Below are 17,256 nucleotides of genomic sequence, written 5' to 3'. Positions count from 1 at the left end.
CTTGATCACGTTTTTAGGCTGAAAATGAACAAAAACAACGCATTCTGGATTATTTTTTGCTCAAAATTTGCGTTGGGGTATGTATACGCATTTCATTAGCTTCGGGGGTTTGTTATCTTCGTCTCGCATTCAGGCAACATAAGACGAGAACAATGAAAGGACGTTGGGCAAAATATCTTCTGGCGGGAGCTGTAGTCGCGATGCTCGCCGCGTGTTCCTCAAAACCCACCGATCGTGGGCAGCAGTATAAAGACGGGAAATTTACCCAGCCTTTCTCACTGGTGAACCAACCTGATGCGGTTGGCGCGCCAATTAACGCCGGCGATTTCGCCGAGCAGGTTAATCAAATTCGCAGCGCTTCCCCGCGTTTGTACGGTAACCAGAGCAACGTCTACAACGCTATCCAGCAGTGGCTACGTGCGGGCGGTGATACGCGCAGTATGCGCCAGTTTGGTATTGATGCCTGGCAAATGGAAGGGGCGGACAATTATGGTAACGTCCAGTTTACCGGTTACTACACGCCGGTTATCCAGGCGCGGCATACGCGCCAGGGCGAGTTTCAGTATCCTATCTATCGCATGCCGCCAAAACGTGGGCGCTTACCCTCTCGTGCCGAGATCTATGCAGGCGCGCTCAGCGACAATTACATTCTGGCGTACAGCAACTCTCTGATGGATAACTTCATCATGGATGTTCAGGGCAGCGGATACATTGATTTTGGTGATGGTAGCCCGCTTAACTTCTTTAGCTATTCCGGGAAAAATGGCCACGCTTATCGCAGTATCGGTAAGGTGCTGATCGATCGCGGTGAAGTGAAGAAAGAAGATATGTCGATGCAGGCCATTCGCCATTGGGGTGAGACGCACAGTGAAGCCGAAGTGCGTGAGCTGCTGGAGCAGAACCCATCATTCGTTTTCTTTAAGCCGCAATCTTTTGCACCGGTCAAAGGGGCCAGTGCTGTACCGTTGATTGGTCGTGCATCTGTTGCGTCTGACCGCAGTATTATCCCTGCAGGTACGACGTTACTGGCGGAAGTTCCGCTACTGGACAATAACGGGAAATTCACCGGTCAGTATGAATTACGTCTGATGGTCGCGTTAGATGTCGGTGGGGCGATCAAAGGGCAGCACTTCGACATCTACCAGGGTATTGGTGCAGACGCCGGACACCGTGCAGGGTGGTATAATCACTACGGACGCGTGTGGGTGCTGAAAACAGCGGACAACGCGGGTAACGTATTTAGCGGTTAATTTCCTGATGACGGCTGCGCTTTATCAGGCCTGCTCAATAATGTAGGCCGGATAAGCGAAGCGCCATCCGGCAGTCATACTGCTCGGTATTAATGAATTTGAGGTTTTATGTCTGTAGTTATCAGTGATACCTGGCGCCAGCGTTTTGGCGGTACGGCACGTCTGTATGGCGAAAATGCGCTGCAGCTGTTTGCCCAATCGCACGTTTGTGTCGTTGGAATTGGCGGCGTGGGGTCGTGGGCGGCGGAAGCGCTGGCGCGTACCGGTATTGGCGCTATTACACTCATCGATATGGATGATGTGTGCGTCACTAATACTAACCGTCAAATCCATGCTTTGCGTGATAACGTCGGCCTGGCGAAAGCCGAGGTGATGGCCGAACGTATACGTCAGATTAACCCGGAGTGCCGGGTGACCGTGGTTGATGATTTTGTCACGCCGGATAACGTTGCCGAATATATGAGCGCAGGATTCTCGTATGTTATTGATGCAATTGATAGTGTGCGCCCAAAAGCGGCACTGATCGCATATTGCCGACGTAATAAAGTTCCGCTGGTGACCACCGGAGGCGCGGGGGGACAGATTGATCCCACGCAGATTCAGGTGGTTGATTTGGCAAAAACCATCCAGGACCCACTGGCGGCGAAGCTACGTGAGCGGCTGAAAAGTGATTTTGGGGTGGTGAAAAACAGCAAAGGCAAGTTGGGCGTGGATTGTGTGTTTTCGACGGAGGCGTTAGTTTACCCGCAGGCCGATGGGTCTGTGTGTGCAATGAAGGCCACGGCGGAAGGGCCGAAGCGGATGGATTGTGCATCCGGGTTTGGCGCTGCCACCATGGTGACGGCGACTTTTGGTTTTGTGGCCGTGTCCCACGCGCTGAAGAAGATGATGGCGAAGGCGGCGCGCCAGCCCTGATTGTGTCGGATGGCGCTGCGCTTATCCGACCTACGCTTTGTGCGGCGTTGTCGGCCAGATAAGACGCATCAACGTTGCCATCCGGCATCCTGAGCTGCCTCAACGAGCGCATTCAGCCCCTGGCTACGTGACGCGCTCAGTTGTGCGCTTAAGCCCAACTCATCAAATAACGCCATCGGCGAACGAGCCTGTAACTCCGCAGTAGTTTTACCTTCGATAGCCGTGAGTAGTACCGCCAGCAGGCCGCGCACAATTCGGCCTTCGCTATCACCGAAGAAGTGAAGTGTGCCATTCTCATGCAGACTGTATCCCAGCCAAACGCGGTTTTCACATCCGGCAATCTCTTTTGCCTGCGCCTTCAAATCATCCGAAAGGGCCGGAAGTTGCTTACCCAGTAGAATAAGTTGACGATATTTATCTTCCCACTGAGTGAGCGGGATAAAAGTATTCCGTAACGTCTCTTCCGTTACGATTGTGCCAAACGGGTGTCCGGCGAACAGAGGGCTTGTCATTAGTCCACCAATATTTCCAGTGCGCGGTCAACGGCAGTGACCAACGCATCAACATCGCTTCGGGTATTATAAGGTGCAAATGAGGCGCGCAGCGTCCCGGATACCCCCAACTCGGCCAGTAACGGTTGCGCACAGTGCTGTCCGGCGCGCAGCGCAATGCCATACTCAGCCAGCAGCGTCACCATATCGCTGTGGTGCACACCTATAAAATCAAAGGCTAACAGGCTTGAGTCCTGGCAACGGAAGGAGCGAAATCCCGGCCGTTTCGCCAGCGCATCTTCTGCCAGCGTTGCCAGACTGCGGCTCCAGTTTTCGGCTTGCACGATATCAATATCCGCGAGCCATTCAAGCGCCGCACTTAATCCAATGACGCCCGCAACGTTCGGCGTGCCTGCCTCAAGCTTCCACGGTGCCGCTTGTGTGGTGAAACCGTCAAAGCTGACTTCGCTAATCATTTTACCGCCGCCGAGCCACGGTGACATGGCTTCCAACAGTTCTGGCTTACCATATAATGCACCAATACCCGTCGGACCATATAATTTGTGACCAGAAAAAGCATAGAAATCAATATCTAACTGCTGGACGTCAGCCGGGAAATGTACAACGCCCTGAGCGCCATCCACCATCACCACCATGCCTGCTGCATGAGCAAGCGTAATCGCGCGGACTAAGTCAGGGCAGCCACCGGTGACGTTCGACATCTGACCGAGAGCCAGAATGCGACTGCGGGAGGTGATGAGGTCCGCCAGACATTCAGTGTCAGGCAGCAAATGGGCATTGAGCGGAAGCTTGATGACTTTAGCCCCCGTTTGCTCCGCCACCATCAGCCAGGGAACCAGGTTGGCATGATGCTCTGCTACGCTTACGATAATCTCGTCGCCCGGTTGTAAGCGCGGACGCGCGTAACTTTGGGCAACCATGTTGATAGCCTCCGTCGTACCGCGGGTCCAGACCACCGTCTTGTCATCGGGAGCATTGATGAGACGCGCGACTTTTTCCCGCGCGGCCTCATAGCGCGCGGTCAGACGCTGGGCTTCAGCAAACTGGCTGCGATGGACGTTCCCGCCGCTCAGACTATAAAACTGATGGGTGGCCTCAATCACTGCCTGCGGCTTCAATGCCGTCGCGGCGCTGTCGAGATAGACACCTGCATCGTTGAGTGCGGGAAATTGTGCGCGAAACTGCGTGGGGTTAAAAGCGTTCATGGTATTCCTCAGTTCAGTAAACCGATCGTGGCGCAAAAAGGGCGCAGACACAAGGGTTGCGCTAACCATCGGAATCCTCTGGATATCCCGGCGAAGTCTGTGCAGTGTCTTATGCTAAATAGTGTTAGGCGAATAATTTTGCCTGTTATGGAATTCGCTTTATCTGGCATAAATTGCTGTGAGGAGAAGAATATGAAAAAGACTGCCGCCATAATCTCTGCCTGTATGCTGACTTTTGCCCTGAGCGCCTGTTCCGGTCCGAATTACGTGATGCACACCAACGATGGCCGGACAATCGTGTCTGACGGTAAGCCAAAGACCGATAATGAGACAGGAATGATTTCGTATAAAGACGCTAACGGCAACAAACAGCAGATTAACCGTACCGATGTGAAAGAGATGGTCGAACTGGAGAAATAGCCGGTCGTCATTGGCAGACACACGGACAAAAAAAAGCACCGCAATTTGGCGGTGCTACATTAATCACTATGGACAGACAGGGTAAATGTACAGGAAGTGAAAAAGGGTAGCTTTGCTACCATGGTCTGAATCGCAGACCAATTGCAAACACAACAACACAACATCACAACCGTAAGCCAAAAGCCCACCAGAACACGCATTCCGATAAAACTTTTCGTTCCGGCTTCAGGAAGTGCCGCCACTATAGGTATTTGCTGGTAGAACCTCAACGGACAATTTATAATGGCTCAGATTAAAAAAACTAATAGGTTACAGCCTGTTAGGTAATTGTTAAATTCATTTAACATCAAAGCCTAAAAGTCATGTCAAAACGATTACCACCCTTAAATGCGTTACGTGTTTTTGATGCTGCCGCGCGCCATTTAAGCTTTACGCGCGCAGCAGAAGAACTTTTTGTGACGCAGGCCGCAGTAAGTCACCAAATCAAGTCACTTGAGGATTTTTTGGGGCTGAAGCTGTTTCGTCGGCGCAATCGATCTCTGCTGTTAACAGAAGAAGGTCAAAGCTATTTCCTCGACATCAAAGAGATTTTTTCGCAATTAACCGATGCGACGCGTAAACTTCAGGCACGCAGTGCAAAAGGCGCGCTTACCGTCAGTTTATTGCCCAGTTTTGCGATTCAATGGCTGGTGCCCAGACTCTCTAGCTTTAACTCAGCTTATCCGGGAATCGATGTCAGGATCCAGGCCGTGGACCGTCAGGAAGATAAACTGGCCGACGATGTCGATGTGGCTATTTTCTACGGACGAGGCAACTGGCCGGGCCTGCGCGTTGAAAAATTGTACGCAGAATATTTATTGCCGGTCTGCTCGCCGCTGCTACTTACCGGTGATAAGCCACTGAAGACGCCGGATGATCTGGCAAAACATACGTTATTGCACGATGCATCACGACGTGACTGGCAAGCTTATACACGCCAGCTCGGGCTGAATCATATCAACGTACAGCAGGGACCTATCTTCAGCCATAGCGCCATGGTGCTACAGGCCGCTATCCATGGACAGGGCGTTGCGTTGGCCAATAACGTTATGGCGCAGTCCGAAATTGAAGCCGGACGTCTGGTTTGTCCTTTTAATGATGTTCTGGTCAGCAAAAACGCATTTTATCTGGTTTGTCATGACAGTCAGGCAGAACTGGGTAAAATAGCCGCCTTCCGTCAGTGGATACTGGCGAAAGCGGCCACGGAACAAGAAAAATTCCGCTTTCGTTATGAACAATAATTTACGTAGGGTATTAACATGACCAGCCGTTTTATGCTGATTTTTGCCGCCATCAGTGGCTTTATCTTTGTAGCTCTGGGAGCCTTTGGGGCACATGTTCTGAGTAAAACCCTCGGTGTTGTTGAAATGGGGTGGATCCAGACTGGCCTTGAGTATCAGGCATTTCATACGCTGGCTATTTTTGGTCTGGCCGTCGCCATGCAGCGACGTATTAGCATTTGGTTTTACTGGAGTAGCGTGTTTCTGGCATTAGGGACCGTGCTGTTTAGCGGCAGTCTGTATTGCCTCGCGCTTTCTCATTTACGCCTGTGGGCGTTTGTTACCCCTGTCGGTGGTTTTAGCTTCCTTGTAGGCTGGGCACTGATGTTAGTGGGCGCTATTCGATTGAAACGTAAGGGCGTAAGCCATGAATAAGGTTGTATTGTTGTGTCGCCCGGGTTTTGAAAAAGAGTGCGCCGCAGAAATTACGGATAAAGCAGGGCGTCGCGAAATCTTTGGTTTCGCCCGCGTCAAAGAAAATGCGGGTTATGTCATCTTTGAATGCTATCAGCAGGAAGATGCGGAAAAGCTCGTTAAAGAGTTGCCGTTTAGCTCGCTGATTTTTGCTCGCCAAATGTTTGTTGTTGGCGAGCTACTGCAATATTTGCCGCCGGAAGATCGCATCACACCGATCGTCGGTATGCTGCAGGGCGTGGTGGAGAAAGGCGGCGATTTGCGTGTCGAAGTTGCCGACACGAATGAAAGCAAAGAGCTGGTGAAATTTTGCCGCAAATTTACCGTACCGCTGCGCGCCGCGCTGCGTGAAGCGGGTGTGCTGGCAAAGTATGAAACGCCAAAACGTCCGGTAGTGCACGTTTTCTTTATTGCACCTGGCTGTTGCTACACGGGCTACTCCTGGCCTGATAATAACTCGCCGTTCTATATGGGCATTCCGCGACTGAAATTCCCGGCTGATGCGCCGAGCCGTTCAACGCTGAAGCTGGAAGAGGCGCTGCATGTGTTTATTCCTGCCGATGAGTGGGATGAGCGTCTGGCCAATGGAATGTATGCCGTTGATTTAGGCGCATGTCCTGGCGGTTGGACCTACCAACTGGTTAAACGCAATATGTGGGTGTACTCGGTGGATAATGGTCCGATGGCGCAAAGCCTGATGGATACCGGGCAGGTCACCTGGTTGCGGGAAGATGGATTTAAGTATCGCCCGAATCGTAACAACATCTCGTGGATGGTCTGCGATATGGTGGAGAAACCGGCCAAAGTTGCAGCGCTGATGGCGCAATGGCTGGTGAACGGCTGGTGCCGCGAGACGATTTTTAACCTTAAGCTGCCGATGAAAAAGCGCTACGAGGAAGTGTCGCAAAACCTGGCTTATATTCAGGCACAGCTCGATGAGCATGGCGTGAATGCGCAGATTCAGGCGCGTCAGCTTTATCACGACCGTGAAGAAGTCACCGTGCACGTGCGTCGTCTGTGGGCTGCCGTCGGTGGTCGCCGCGACGAACGATAATACTTATTTGCCGGATGGCGGCGTGAACGCCTCATCCGGCCTGGATTGTTTCAATCATTTCTGTATCTGAAATAATATGCGTCACATTTGCCAGATGCCCAATCTGCGCCTCACCCGAGCGATTAAATTTACTCTTATCAATCAATAATAATGACTGCGCCGCACGCTTAAGCAGGATGGATTTAAAATCGGCGTTAATCGCATTTGAATCCCAGAGTGTACCGCCGCGGTCGATCCCCTCGCAGGAAAAGATAAACAGGTCGATATCAAGCGACTTTAGCTGCGAGATGAGCGATGGATTAACGTAGCAACCGTATTTACGCTCAAGTCGACCACCGGAACTGATCAACTGAATATTTTCACGTTTTCCCAATTCGAGGCAAATCGGTTGGCTATTCGTAAATACGTGAATGTTAATGTCTGGCAACAGACGAGCCAGGTACCAGCAAGTAGAACTGGCATCCAGCGCGATCACCATGCCTTCCTCTATCCACGTTAACGCGTCTCTGGCGATATCTGCTTTGTGAGAATAATGGCTTTTCAGTCTGATATGAAACGGCTCGCCGCAGTCCTGGTTTACCCGATGTATCACTTTGGCGCGCCCGTGATTACGCAGTACCTTACCCTGTGCCTGCAGTTGTGTAAGATCGCGACGGATAGTTTCTTTACTGACATTAAGCTGTGAGGATAAAGTTTCAGTCGTCAGACTTTTATGGTTGCTCAACAGATCCAGGATCGCTTGCAGGCGTGCTGCTTTCATGTTTTCTCCCCCCATCATGCGATGAATGCCCGTACCTGCCGGGCATTCAGGTAAGAGATTATGGCGTTACCCCTTTTTTTAACAGGATATTTCCGTACTTTGCCCGCTCCCCTGTAATAACGATTGCGAATACTTTTTGTGCGCGTTCATAAAATGCATAACGGTCAATGCGCGTGATGTCCGGGCAAGGTGTTTGTAATGACAATGCCTGCCGATATCGCGCTTCTACGTCGGGGTCGAGGGAGTCTCCTTCGACGGCGGCCATCATCACCAGTGGTGGGGCGTAACTGTCCAGTTCAAACAGCGGAATAATTGCCCGCAACAGGTCGCTGACCTGCAGGCCATCGGCCCGGATAACCTGCGGGCCCATACTGTGGGCCGGAAAGTGGGCGTCGGAAAAGATAATCTCATCACCGTGACCCATTTCAGCCAGTACCTTTAACAGGTCAGGGGAAATTAAGGGGGAAATCGTTTTGAGCATGTCACTCGACTCCTGTGAATACGGGTTCTGTTTGTGGGTAGAAGTAACGATATTGATAGTCCACCTGCGCACGAGCCTGCTCCGGAGAGGCAAATTCGCCGATACCGGACCAGGCAAACATCGCAGCACCGGCAACCGTCGTTTCGGCATCATCCAGCACTTTGATGGGAATACCCAGAACGTTCGCTTTTATCTGATTCCATAGTGCATTACGACTTCCTCCACCAACCAGAAGTAGCTCTGTCGCGTTGAAATGACCGATGGTTTCTAGTGTGTGTAGATTGTGCTGCAACTGGGCCGTCAATCCTTCCAGCGCAGCGCGGTAAAAGTGTCCGCGGGTACTGTTGAGTGTGACGCCCTGCCAGCCTGCACGTGGACTGGCAAGCAGGTCGCAGTGCATGGTTATACCTTCAGCGCCCGCCGGGACGGCCTGCGCTTCATCAATGAGCGTTTGCCAGGGGGTGTCGGGTGTCCACAGCAACTTACGTACCCACTCAAGCACGCCGGATGCCAGCCACTGCATACCGGGGTTATAGAGTCCCGACCGACTGTCCAGTTCACAGGTAGAACCCACATAGTCGCTGAGTAAGGCCGTATTCACCTGTGCGCTGCGTACCATCAGTATTTCCCATGTACCGGAAGAGAGCACGGGTTCATCTGGCTGTGCGCCTGCGCCAAAGAGCGCAAACTGCGTGTCGTGCCCGGCAGAGATAACCGGAATCCCCGCTGTGAGCCCAAGTTGCTTTGCCGCGTCATTTTTCAACGTTCCGATCTGCTCTCCCGCTTCAACTAAACGTGGAAACAGTCGGCGTGGTATCCCGGTAGCCTGCAAAATATCAGCACTGAAATCGCGCTGATGAATATCCAGCATCTGGCTGGTACCGGCCATGGTGATATCTGTGGTGAACTCACCGGTGAGGCGATGGTTGAGCAGTGATGAAATAAATAGCCAGGCGTGTGCCTGTTCCAGCAATTGTGGGTGATTCTCTTTAAGCCATACCAGCTTGTACAGCGTGTTGAAACTGAACGCGCCAACGCCTGATATATCCTGTAATTTCTGAGGTGATATCCGTTGGCTGATAGAAGCCATGACGGCGGCGGTACGTGGACATTTCCAACTGATAACCGGATAAAGCAGTTTGCCATACGCATCAACCAGCGCGCCATCAACGCCAAATGTGGTGACCGTTATCCCTCGAATGTTACAGGCGGTCAGTTCCGCGGTGAGTTGTTGGCAGCAATCGGCAAAGCGCTGCACAATGGCGTCGAGGGACCACTGATGCCAACCAGCGTTCTCGACGGCGGTATCACTGGCGTTCGGGGTTGAGGCGCGGGCGATAATTTTTCCCTGGCGGTCAACGGCGATTGCCCGCACGTTGGTCGCGCCACAGTCGAGGACCAAAATAACGTCATTCTTCATAATCTTCCCCGAGAAGTTGCCGGATGGCGGCATAAATGCTTTATCCGGCCTACAGGCTGCTCACCCGTAGGCCTGATAAGACGCGTCAGCGTCGCCGTCCGGCAATCGCAGATGCTTAACGCTTATACAGCGGGCCGTAGTTTTGGCAGGCGCGATAATCCTGGCCTTCGCTGTCCATGCCGTGGGCTGCCCATGCGGAAGGGCGATAGATCTTCTCTTCTTCCACGTTGTGCATACACACTGGGATACGCAGCATGGCGGCGAGCGTAATAAAGTCCGCACCAACGTGACCAATCGTCAGTACTCCGTGGTTGGCACCCCAGTTAGCCATGACGGAATAGACATCGCTGAACGGACCTTTGCCGGTTAAGCGCGGCGCAAACCAGGTTGTTGGCCAGGTAGAGTTGGTACGAGCATCAAGCTGAGCATGCACCTCCTTCGGTAATTCCACACTCCAGCCTTCTGCAATTTGTAGCACCGGGCCCAGGCCTTTGATGATATTGATGCGGGTCATGGTGAACGGTACGCCACCTTCGGTAAGAAAACGGGAAGAGTAGCCGCCGCCTCGGAAATACTCGTGGATCGCCGGACACCATTCGGTCGCTGCCAGGCAATCATCAGCTTCCTGCTGTGAGATCTCCCAATGTGGTTTCATGGTGGGCTGGCCTTCGCTGTCACGCTGTTTGCAGGAACCATCCAGTGCCGCAGAGCCGGAGTTAATCAGGTGAATAATGCCGTGCTCAGCAAGACCGGTCAGCGGTTTACCTGTGACGCGTTCTACTGCTTCCGGTGACCAGTAGGTCCGTACATCAGCAAAGACCTGCGCTGTGCCGGTGAGCTGGTGGCCAAACAACATTGCGACACCGTTCAGGCTGTCGTTCTCGGTGGCGACGACATACGGTTCGCGCACGCCATTCCAGTCAAATGAGCTATTCAGCAACGCTTCGGCGGTGTCACCGTTTGGATATTGATCCGTCCAGTGGCGCTGGCCCTGGAAGCCGGCGGCAATCGCGTTGTACCCCATCGACTCTTCAACCCGGCCTTTCTCTGCCAGTTTCTGGTTACCCTGCATCATGTCGCGGATGCACATTGCCATCAGCAGGCTCTCTTTCAGCACTGCACGGCTCTGTTCTTCATTTCGCTTATACTGTTGTGCGTTCTGATCCTCGCCATAACGGAAATGTTTATCCGCCCACGCCAGGGCAATTTCCAGTTCCGCTTCGTCATAGATTTTCTGGTCAATACGACGACGTAATTCGGTCATATCAACAGGTTGAACCTTCATTCCCAGCCAGGATTCAAAGAAGTTATGGTCGACAATAGAGCCTGCAATTCCCATTGAAACGCCGCCGACGGACAGATAGCTTTTGCCTTTCATGCTGGCAACGGCTAAACCTGCCCGGGTGAAACGCAGCAGTTTTTCTTCAACATCGGCAGGGATAGTGGTATCACCTGCATCCTGCACGTCATGACCGTAAATAGAGAAGGCGGGAAGCCCTTTTTGATTATGTGCAGCCAGGGCTGCAGCCAGATACACGGCACCCGGACGCTCCGTCCCGTTGAAACCCCAGATGGCTTTCGGGCGCATGGGGTCCATATCGATAGTTTCGCTGCCGTAGCACCAACATGGCGTGACGGTAATTGTCACGCCGACGTTCAGGCTACTGAATTTTTCTTCACAGGCGGCAGATTCAGCCAATCCGGCAATACAGGTGTCTGCGATAACGCACTCGATCTGTGCCCCGCAGGCATGACGAAGTTTCTCGGAAATCAGTGCTGCAGTGGCTTTTGCCATGTTCATGGTTTGTTCTTCGAGCGACTCGCGTACACCCATACGACGCCCATCAATCACCGGACGAATACCGATTTTCGGTAAACTATTTTTTTTCATTCGAGGTTCCTCATCTCACTTTATGCCGTGCTGCAAAAGCGGATGTTGGACACCACTGTCGCAGTTGGCTGAATTACCCATTTTTGCTAACTCGAGTTAGCTTAGGTATTAGAGAGTTTTTTGCACAACTTTTTTGTTATGGAACTGTGAGAAACCTCACGAGAAGTGGTTAAAATTCGATCTGCGTCAAATAAACAAATACAGACTTTTTCATTAAATTCTTTTTAAATTAATAAGATAAAATAAATTGTCTGTTCAGTGTCACAGTTTTAGACCAAATGATTTGGCTATTTTTGGCAGCTAAAATAGCTTTAAAAGGCAATCGCTAACTCGAGTTAGCATCGTTGATAAAACGCATATGATCTTGTAGGCACATTCGCATTAACGGTGACGATGGCTTCCTGGCAACGCTGTTTTTCGCCTGATTCACTGATTACAGTTTCTGTATATTGAGGAAAGCAGCAATGTCTGAAACATTTTTACAGATGAGTCATATTACGAAACGCTTTCCCGGCGTATTAGCGTTGAGTAATGTGGATTTTACTTTACGCAAAGGTGAGGTTCATGCGCTGTTGGGGGAGAATGGCGCGGGAAAGTCTACCCTGATGAAAATTTTATCCGGTGTATATCAACCTGATGAAGGTGATATTATTTTTGAGGGCCAACCCGTTTCGTTTGCAAACCCATTGAGTGCACAAAACGTAGGTATCACCATTATTCATCAGGAGTTTAACCTTTTTCCTGAACTGACGGTCGAAGACAATATATTTATTGGCAGGGAGTTTTGCAAAAATAACCGCTGGCGTCTGGATGAGAAACAACAGCGACAGGCTGCTATCGATATTTTGCAAAAATTAAACCTGAATATCTCCCCAGACACGCTGGTTGCCGATCTTACTGTTGCTCAGCAACAAATGGTTGAGATTGCGAAAGCGATATCGGTGAATGCCAAGATTCTTATTATGGATGAACCAACGGCGGCGTTGACTGAAACTGAAATTGACAGTTTATTCCGGGTTACACGCTTACTTAAAGAACAGGGAACGGGCATCGTTTATATCTCGCACCGACTGGAAGAGTTGGCGCTGATCGCCGATCGCGCTACCGTCATGCGGGATGGGCAGTTTATTGCCACAGTGGATTATGACTCGGTCAAAATCAGCGACCTGATTGCCATGATGGTTGGGCGCGACCTTGGCAATATTTATCCCCGCCGGGAGCCGCAACCCCAGCGTAAACCGGTGCTGGAAGTTAGTGGTCTGACGCGCAAAGGCGTACTGAACAATATCGATTTTACCTTGCATCAGGGGGAAATCTTAGGTTTTGCCGGGCTGATGGGGGCCGGGCGTACTGAGCTTGCACGGGCGATCTTTGGTGCCGATCCCATCGACAGTGGAACCATCAAGCTGAACGGTAAAGAGACGGTAATCAAGGATATTCCTGATGCCATCCAGCAGGGCATTAGCTACTTAACCGAGGACAGAAAAAAAGAGGGCCTGGCATTAGGATTGTCCGTTGAACGCAATATTATGCTAGGAAATTACCCCGAGTATTCTAACCGATATGGCAACGTGGATAGCAAACGCTGTCAGCAAACCAGCGAAGAGCAGGTGAAAGCACTGCGTATTAAGACGCCGCATCTAGAACAGGCTGCGTTGAATTTAAGCGGCGGTAATCAGCAAAAAATTATTATTGCCAGATGGGTATGCAAGGACACCGACATTCTCATCTTTGATGAACCCACGCGCGGTATTGATGTGGGGGCCAAGCTTGAAATTTATGAATTAATGAATCGACTGGTGGCAAAAGGGAAATCAATTATCATGATTTCCTCTGAATTACCGGAAGTGCTGGGTATGTGCGATCGCATTTTAGTTATGCGTAATGGGCGTATTACCGGAGAGTTAGCTTCTGATGACGCCACACAAGAAAAAATCATGCAATATGCGACGTTAGAGGACTAATTTATGACTATCTCTGTAACCTCTTCAGACAGCAATAATAAGAAAATAAAAATTAACAAAGAACTTTTAATGCGCCTGGCTCCGCTTTTGAGTCTGATTATTCTGGTGATATTTTTTAGTTTTGGATCACCTTTCTTCTTTAACACCGAAAACATTATGACAATTGCCCTGCAAACCTCAGTGATTGGCATCATGGCAATTGGTGTTACTTTCGTCATTATCACCTCAGGAATTGACCTTTCTCTCGGTTCGGTAGTGGCCTTTTCTGGCGTCGCAGTAGGCATTTGCGCCACCCTGGGTTTGCCTTTGCCAATATGCATTCTGGCTGGCGTATTCGCTGGTGGATTATGCGGCTATATCAATGGCTTGCTGGTCACAAAAATGACTATTCCGCCCTTTATTGCCACCCTGGGTCTGATGATGTCTGTCCGGGGGATCAATATGGTAATGACTGACGGCCGGGCAATTTACTTTGCTGATTATCCCACCTTCAAGATGCTGGCGCAGGGACGCTTGTTCGATGTGCTGCCTTATCCCGTTTTTTACCTCGTGGTCGTCGCACTGATCGCCGCATATATCCTCAAGAAAACGGTGATTGGTCGTTATGTCTATGCCGTGGGGAGTAATGAGGTTGCTGCACATCTTTCCGGGATTAAAGTCCAGCGCGTGAAAATTTTTGTCTACGCATTTTGTGGTCTGCTGACCGGGATTGCTGGGGTCATTCTGGCTTCTCGTCTTAACTCGGGCCAGCCGACCGTCGGTGTGGGCTATGAACTGGAAGCCATTGCTGCGGTGGTCATTGGCGGCACGAGCCTGATGGGGGGGATTGGCACTATTGGCGGCACCATTATCGGCGCATTCATTATGAGCGTGTTGAAAAACGGTCTGAACCTGATGGGTGTCTCGCAGTTCTGGCAAATGGTGGCCATGGGCGTAGTCGTTATCGCCGCGGTTTATCTCGACACGTTACGCAAAAAAATTCGTTGATTTACGCACCCGGAAGTCTCGGGACAACATAACCCTGACGTTTAGGGTGACTCACTCAGAACGGAGTAAAACAATGAGAACCAGGAATTTTGTCTATGCGTTATCCCTGCTGGCCTGCATGACATCCAGCGCACTGGCTAAAGATATGAACCTTCCTGTGGTCAGTAAAGGTTTCCAGCATGAATTCTGGCAGACCGTAAAAATGGGTACCGAAGCAGCAGCGAAAGAGTTGGGCGATAAGACCAGCTATGTTGGGCCTGCTGATGAAACTCAGATTGCTGAGCAGATTCAGTTGGTTGAAAACGCAATGGCGCAAAAGCCTAATGGATTGCTGTTGGCAGCATTAGACGCCAATGCGCTTGCACCATTAGTGGAAACAGCGAATTCACGCGGCATAAAGGTTGTGACGTTTGACTCAGGCGTAAATTCTGACATTCCTGTCAGCTTTGTGGCAACGAATAACCGTAAAGCAGGGGCTGAAGCGGCAGATGCTCTCGCTGCACAGGTGGGTAGCAAAGGGAAAGTCGGCATTATTGCGCACGTGGCTGGAACCTCTTCCGCAATTGAACGTTCGGAAGGTTTTGTGGCCAGAATGAAGGAAAAATATCCGGATATCAAAGTGCTGCCGGTTCAGTACAGCGATGGCGATCCGCAAAAAGCGATGGATAAAACCATCGATATGATCCAGGCAAACCCCGATATTGCCGGGATCTACGGCACCAATGAAGGCTCAACGCTGGGTGTGGCGAACGCCATTGATAGCCAAAACCTGAAAGGTAAAGTGAAGGTGATTGGTTTTGATAGCACTGAAGCAATCATTGCCTTCCTGAAATCTGGTGTAATCCAGGGCTTTGTTGTACAGGACGCGTACCAGATTGGCTATCAGGGTATTAAGACGCTGAATGCGGCCGTGTCAGGTCAGTCAGTACCGAAAGAAATTGATATTCCGGTGAAATTTGTGAATGCGCAGAACATTGATACACCGGAAATCGACAAGCTGTTGCACCCATTCGGTAAAAAATAAGACCGCGGGGGCGGTGCATTCGCCCCATTATTAGCCAGCGTCAGGGAGCTACTATGAGCAGTGGATATTTCCTCGGAGTGGATGTCGGTTCTGCCAGTGTCAGGGCGGGTGTTTTTGATGCCAGTGGCAAACGGCTGGCTTTTGCGACATTCCCTATCTCGCAGTTTCGACCTGGCCCTGAGCGGGTAGAGCAGTCATCTGCCGAAATCTGGCAGCAGGTTTGCCATGCCGTGAAGGAGGCAGTGTCGTCAGCCGGGGTTTGCGTTGAGGAGATCCGCTCGTTGGGGTTTGATGCCACCTGTTCGTTAGTGGCTCTGGATGAACAGGGGCAGGGTCTGGCGGTTTCACCTGGTGAACCGTCAGATCACAACATCATCATGTGGATGGATCATCGTGCGGTGCAGGAGACACAGCGGATCAACGCTACGCGGGACCCCGCGTTGCGCTATGTCGGGGGTGAAGTCAGTGTCGAAATGGAACTGCCCAAAGTGCTGTGGCTAAAAAACCATTTCCCTGCGACCTGGCAGCGAGCACACCGCTTCTACGATCTGGCGGATTTTTTGGTCTGGCAAGCCACCGCTTGTGATGTTGCAGGTCTGTGTACTTTAACCTGTAAATGGAACTATCTGGCACATGAACAACGCTTTAGCCACTCCCTGCTGGATGCGGTTGAATTAACGGATTTGTTGAGCAAAATTCCGTCGCGGATCCTGCCCCCTGGCGCGGCCGTTGGGACGCTCAGCCCCGATGCGGCACAAGCGCTGGGACTGACGACTGCGGTGGTAGTCGCCAGTGGCATGATCGATGCGCATGCGGGGGGCGTGGCGCTTGCTGGTGTCGAGCCTGCGGGAACATTGGCGTTGATCAGCGGAACATCAAATTGCCATATGTTGTGCAGCGAGCAGGAAATTCATACACCGGGAGTATGGGGGCCGTACTGGTCCGCCATGCTGCCGGGTTACTGGCTGACGGAAGGGGGACAAAGCGCTGCCGGGGCGCTGGTTGACTGGACGCTTCAGGAGTCAGGTGCCAGCGCTGAGTTGTATCACAAGGCTGAGGCACGAGGTTGTCATCCGATAGTGTTAGTTAATGAATGGGTGGCTGCATTGGAAGCACAGGAGTCAGAGCCTGGTCGTTATCTGCATGTACTGGCCGATCATCACGGTAACCGTTCCCCGCGTGCGCGACCTGATGCCCGGGGCAGCGTTTGCGGTTTGACGCTTGAACGAGGCGAGATGCAGGTTGCTCGTCTGTATCTGGCGACATTACAGGCGATTGCCTGCGGCACCCGACACATTATGGAAGTGATGCGCGAAAACGGTCATACCATTTCTCGACTGACGCTGTGTGGTGGTGCAACACATAATCCACTGTGGTTGCGAGAGTATGCAGACGCCACCGGATGCGATATTCACCTTTTGCAGGAAGAAGATGCCGTGACGTTAGGTGCGGCTATTACTGGTGCGGTAGCCTGCGGAGGGTGGGCAGATGTTCCCTCCGCCTGCCGGGCGATGGTTCGCCCAGGCGGGGTGATTAAAGCGAATCCGGCACGACAGGACTTCTATGACCGTAAATTCCAGGTATATCTGATGATGTGGGATCAACAGCAAGCGCTTAACCAGGTTATGCAGTAAGACAAA

The 17,256-nt window shown here is 51.5% G+C and carries 16 protein-coding genes; 10 read left to right on the top strand and 6 right to left on the bottom strand.

The genetic code is table 11. The features are described 5' to 3' along the window. The first annotated feature begins 152 nt into the window (after positions 1-152). A complete protein-coding gene (gene mltA, locus NNN64_RS08185) occupies positions 153-1,250 on the top strand; it encodes a murein transglycosylase A (protein WP_271441062.1) in 1,098 nt (365 codons plus the stop codon). A gap of 108 nt (positions 1,251-1,358) precedes the next feature. Continuing rightward, positions 1,359-2,165 (top strand): tRNA cyclic N6-threonylcarbamoyladenosine(37) synthase TcdA, encoded by an 807-nt coding sequence (gene tcdA / locus NNN64_RS08180; protein ID WP_271441061.1) that lies wholly within the window; start codon positions 1,359-1,361, stop codon positions 2,163-2,165. Between the two features lie 68 nt (positions 2,166-2,233). On the opposite strand, the gene csdE is transcribed toward tcdA, so the two are convergent. Both csdE and csdA read right to left on the bottom strand, forming a co-directional pair. After that, positions 2,234-2,677: a cysteine desulfurase sulfur acceptor subunit CsdE gene (gene csdE, locus NNN64_RS08175; RefSeq protein ID WP_271441060.1), complete on the bottom strand. Its 444-nt coding sequence runs from the start codon at positions 2,675-2,677 to the stop codon at positions 2,234-2,236. Further along, a complete protein-coding gene (gene csdA, locus NNN64_RS08170) occupies positions 2,677-3,882 on the bottom strand; it encodes a cysteine desulfurase CsdA (RefSeq protein ID WP_271441059.1) in 1,206 nt (401 codons plus the stop codon). Before csdA ends, csdE begins: the two co-directional genes overlap by 1 nt. A 192-nt stretch (positions 3,883-4,074) precedes the next feature. On the opposite strand from csdA, the gene NNN64_RS08165 reads away from it, so the two are divergent. The 4 genes from NNN64_RS08165 (at position 4,075) to rlmM (ending at position 7,089) form a co-directional block, all read left to right on the top strand. Next, positions 4,075-4,302, top strand: a complete 228-nt coding sequence (locus NNN64_RS08165; protein ID WP_202037874.1) for a YgdI/YgdR family lipoprotein — start codon at positions 4,075-4,077, stop codon at positions 4,300-4,302. Between the two features lie 362 nt (positions 4,303-4,664). After that, positions 4,665-5,582: a glycine cleavage system transcriptional regulator GcvA gene (gene gcvA / locus NNN64_RS08160; protein ID WP_101741626.1), complete on the top strand. Its 918-nt coding sequence runs from the start codon at positions 4,665-4,667 to the stop codon at positions 5,580-5,582. Positions 5,583-5,600: 18 nt separating this feature from the next. Next, positions 5,601-5,996, top strand: coding sequence for a DUF423 domain-containing protein (locus tag NNN64_RS08155; protein WP_005130969.1), 396 nt, complete (start codon positions 5,601-5,603; stop codon positions 5,994-5,996). Continuing rightward, entirely contained in the window at positions 5,989-7,089 is a 1,101-nt protein-coding gene (gene rlmM, locus NNN64_RS08150) for a 23S rRNA (cytidine(2498)-2'-O)-methyltransferase RlmM (protein ID WP_271441058.1), read from the top strand. Before NNN64_RS08155 ends, rlmM begins: the two co-directional genes overlap by 8 nt. A gap of 31 nt (positions 7,090-7,120) precedes the next feature. Here rlmM and fucR read toward each other — a convergent pair whose 3' ends face one another. From fucR to fucI, 4 genes are all read right to left on the bottom strand, one after another. After that, positions 7,121-7,849 carry an L-fucose operon activator gene (fucR, locus tag NNN64_RS08145; RefSeq protein ID WP_271441057.1) on the bottom strand — a complete coding sequence of 243 codons (729 nt, stop codon included), beginning with the start codon at positions 7,847-7,849 and terminating at the stop codon, positions 7,121-7,123. Between the two features lie 58 nt (positions 7,850-7,907). Then, the gene (gene fucU, locus NNN64_RS08140) at positions 7,908-8,330 is read right to left on the bottom strand and encodes an L-fucose mutarotase (RefSeq protein ID WP_271441056.1); all 423 of its coding nucleotides are present in this window, start codon (positions 8,328-8,330) and stop codon (positions 7,908-7,910) included. 1 nt (position 8,331) lies between these two features. Continuing rightward, positions 8,332-9,750: an L-fuculokinase gene (gene fucK / locus NNN64_RS08135; RefSeq protein ID WP_271441055.1), complete on the bottom strand. Its 1,419-nt coding sequence runs from the start codon at positions 9,748-9,750 to the stop codon at positions 8,332-8,334. 115 nt (positions 9,751-9,865) lie between these two features. Beyond that, the gene (fucI, locus tag NNN64_RS08130) at positions 9,866-11,641 is read right to left on the bottom strand and encodes an L-fucose isomerase (RefSeq protein WP_061068497.1); all 1,776 of its coding nucleotides are present in this window, start codon (positions 11,639-11,641) and stop codon (positions 9,866-9,868) included. A 464-nt stretch (positions 11,642-12,105) separates the two neighbouring features. Between fucI and NNN64_RS08125 the strand changes: the two genes are divergently transcribed. From NNN64_RS08125 to NNN64_RS08110, 4 genes are all read left to right on the top strand, one after another. Then, on the top strand, positions 12,106-13,605 hold the full coding sequence (locus NNN64_RS08125; protein ID WP_271441054.1) for a sugar ABC transporter ATP-binding protein: 1,500 nt from the start codon (positions 12,106-12,108) through the stop codon (positions 13,603-13,605). 3 nt (positions 13,606-13,608) lie between these two features. After that, the gene (locus tag NNN64_RS08120) at positions 13,609-14,592 is read left to right on the top strand and encodes an ABC transporter permease (RefSeq protein ID WP_271441053.1); all 984 of its coding nucleotides are present in this window, start codon (positions 13,609-13,611) and stop codon (positions 14,590-14,592) included. Between the two features lie 73 nt (positions 14,593-14,665). Next, complete coding sequence (locus NNN64_RS08115) at positions 14,666-15,616, top strand: ABC transporter substrate-binding protein (RefSeq protein WP_061068495.1); 951 nt, start codon at positions 14,666-14,668, stop codon at positions 15,614-15,616. Between the two features lie 53 nt (positions 15,617-15,669). Then, positions 15,670-17,250, top strand: coding sequence for an FGGY-family carbohydrate kinase (locus NNN64_RS08110; protein WP_271441052.1), 1,581 nt, complete (start codon positions 15,670-15,672; stop codon positions 17,248-17,250). Positions 17,251-17,256 lie beyond the last annotated feature (6 nt).

This window comes from Citrobacter sp. Igbk 14 (assembly GCF_028069825.1).
In the GTDB taxonomy this organism is placed as follows: Bacteria; Pseudomonadota; Gammaproteobacteria; order Enterobacterales; family Enterobacteriaceae; genus Citrobacter.
The sequence above is the reverse complement of the archived record's forward strand: the minus strand, read 5'-3'. Positions and strand labels throughout refer to the sequence as shown.

Coding starts and splice junctions, on each gene's coding strand:
- mltA (WP_271441062.1), top strand. CDS start 153: ATGAAAGGACGTTGGGCAAAATATCTTCTGGCGGGAGCTGTAGTCGCG.
- tcdA (WP_271441061.1), top strand. CDS start 1,359: ATGTCTGTAGTTATCAGTGATACCTGGCGCCAGCGTTTTGGCGGTACG.
- csdE (WP_271441060.1), bottom strand. CDS start 2,677: ATGACAAGCCCTCTGTTCGCCGGACACCCGTTTGGCACAATCGTAACG.
- csdA (WP_271441059.1), bottom strand. CDS start 3,882: ATGAACGCTTTTAACCCCACGCAGTTTCGCGCACAATTTCCCGCACTC.
- NNN64_RS08165 (WP_202037874.1), top strand. CDS start 4,075: ATGAAAAAGACTGCCGCCATAATCTCTGCCTGTATGCTGACTTTTGCC.
- gcvA (WP_101741626.1), top strand. CDS start 4,665: ATGTCAAAACGATTACCACCCTTAAATGCGTTACGTGTTTTTGATGCT.
- NNN64_RS08155 (WP_005130969.1), top strand. CDS start 5,601: ATGACCAGCCGTTTTATGCTGATTTTTGCCGCCATCAGTGGCTTTATC.
- rlmM (WP_271441058.1), top strand. CDS start 5,989: ATGAATAAGGTTGTATTGTTGTGTCGCCCGGGTTTTGAAAAAGAGTGC.
- fucR (WP_271441057.1), bottom strand. CDS start 7,849: ATGAAAGCAGCACGCCTGCAAGCGATCCTGGATCTGTTGAGCAACCAT.
- fucU (WP_271441056.1), bottom strand. CDS start 8,330: ATGCTCAAAACGATTTCCCCCTTAATTTCCCCTGACCTGTTAAAGGTA.
- fucK (WP_271441055.1), bottom strand. CDS start 9,750: ATGAAGAATGACGTTATTTTGGTCCTCGACTGTGGCGCGACCAACGTG.
- fucI (WP_061068497.1), bottom strand. CDS start 11,641: ATGAAAAAAAATAGTTTACCGAAAATCGGTATTCGTCCGGTGATTGAT.
- NNN64_RS08125 (WP_271441054.1), top strand. CDS start 12,106: ATGTCTGAAACATTTTTACAGATGAGTCATATTACGAAACGCTTTCCC.
- NNN64_RS08120 (WP_271441053.1), top strand. CDS start 13,609: ATGACTATCTCTGTAACCTCTTCAGACAGCAATAATAAGAAAATAAAA.
- NNN64_RS08115 (WP_061068495.1), top strand. CDS start 14,666: ATGAGAACCAGGAATTTTGTCTATGCGTTATCCCTGCTGGCCTGCATG.
- NNN64_RS08110 (WP_271441052.1), top strand. CDS start 15,670: ATGAGCAGTGGATATTTCCTCGGAGTGGATGTCGGTTCTGCCAGTGTC.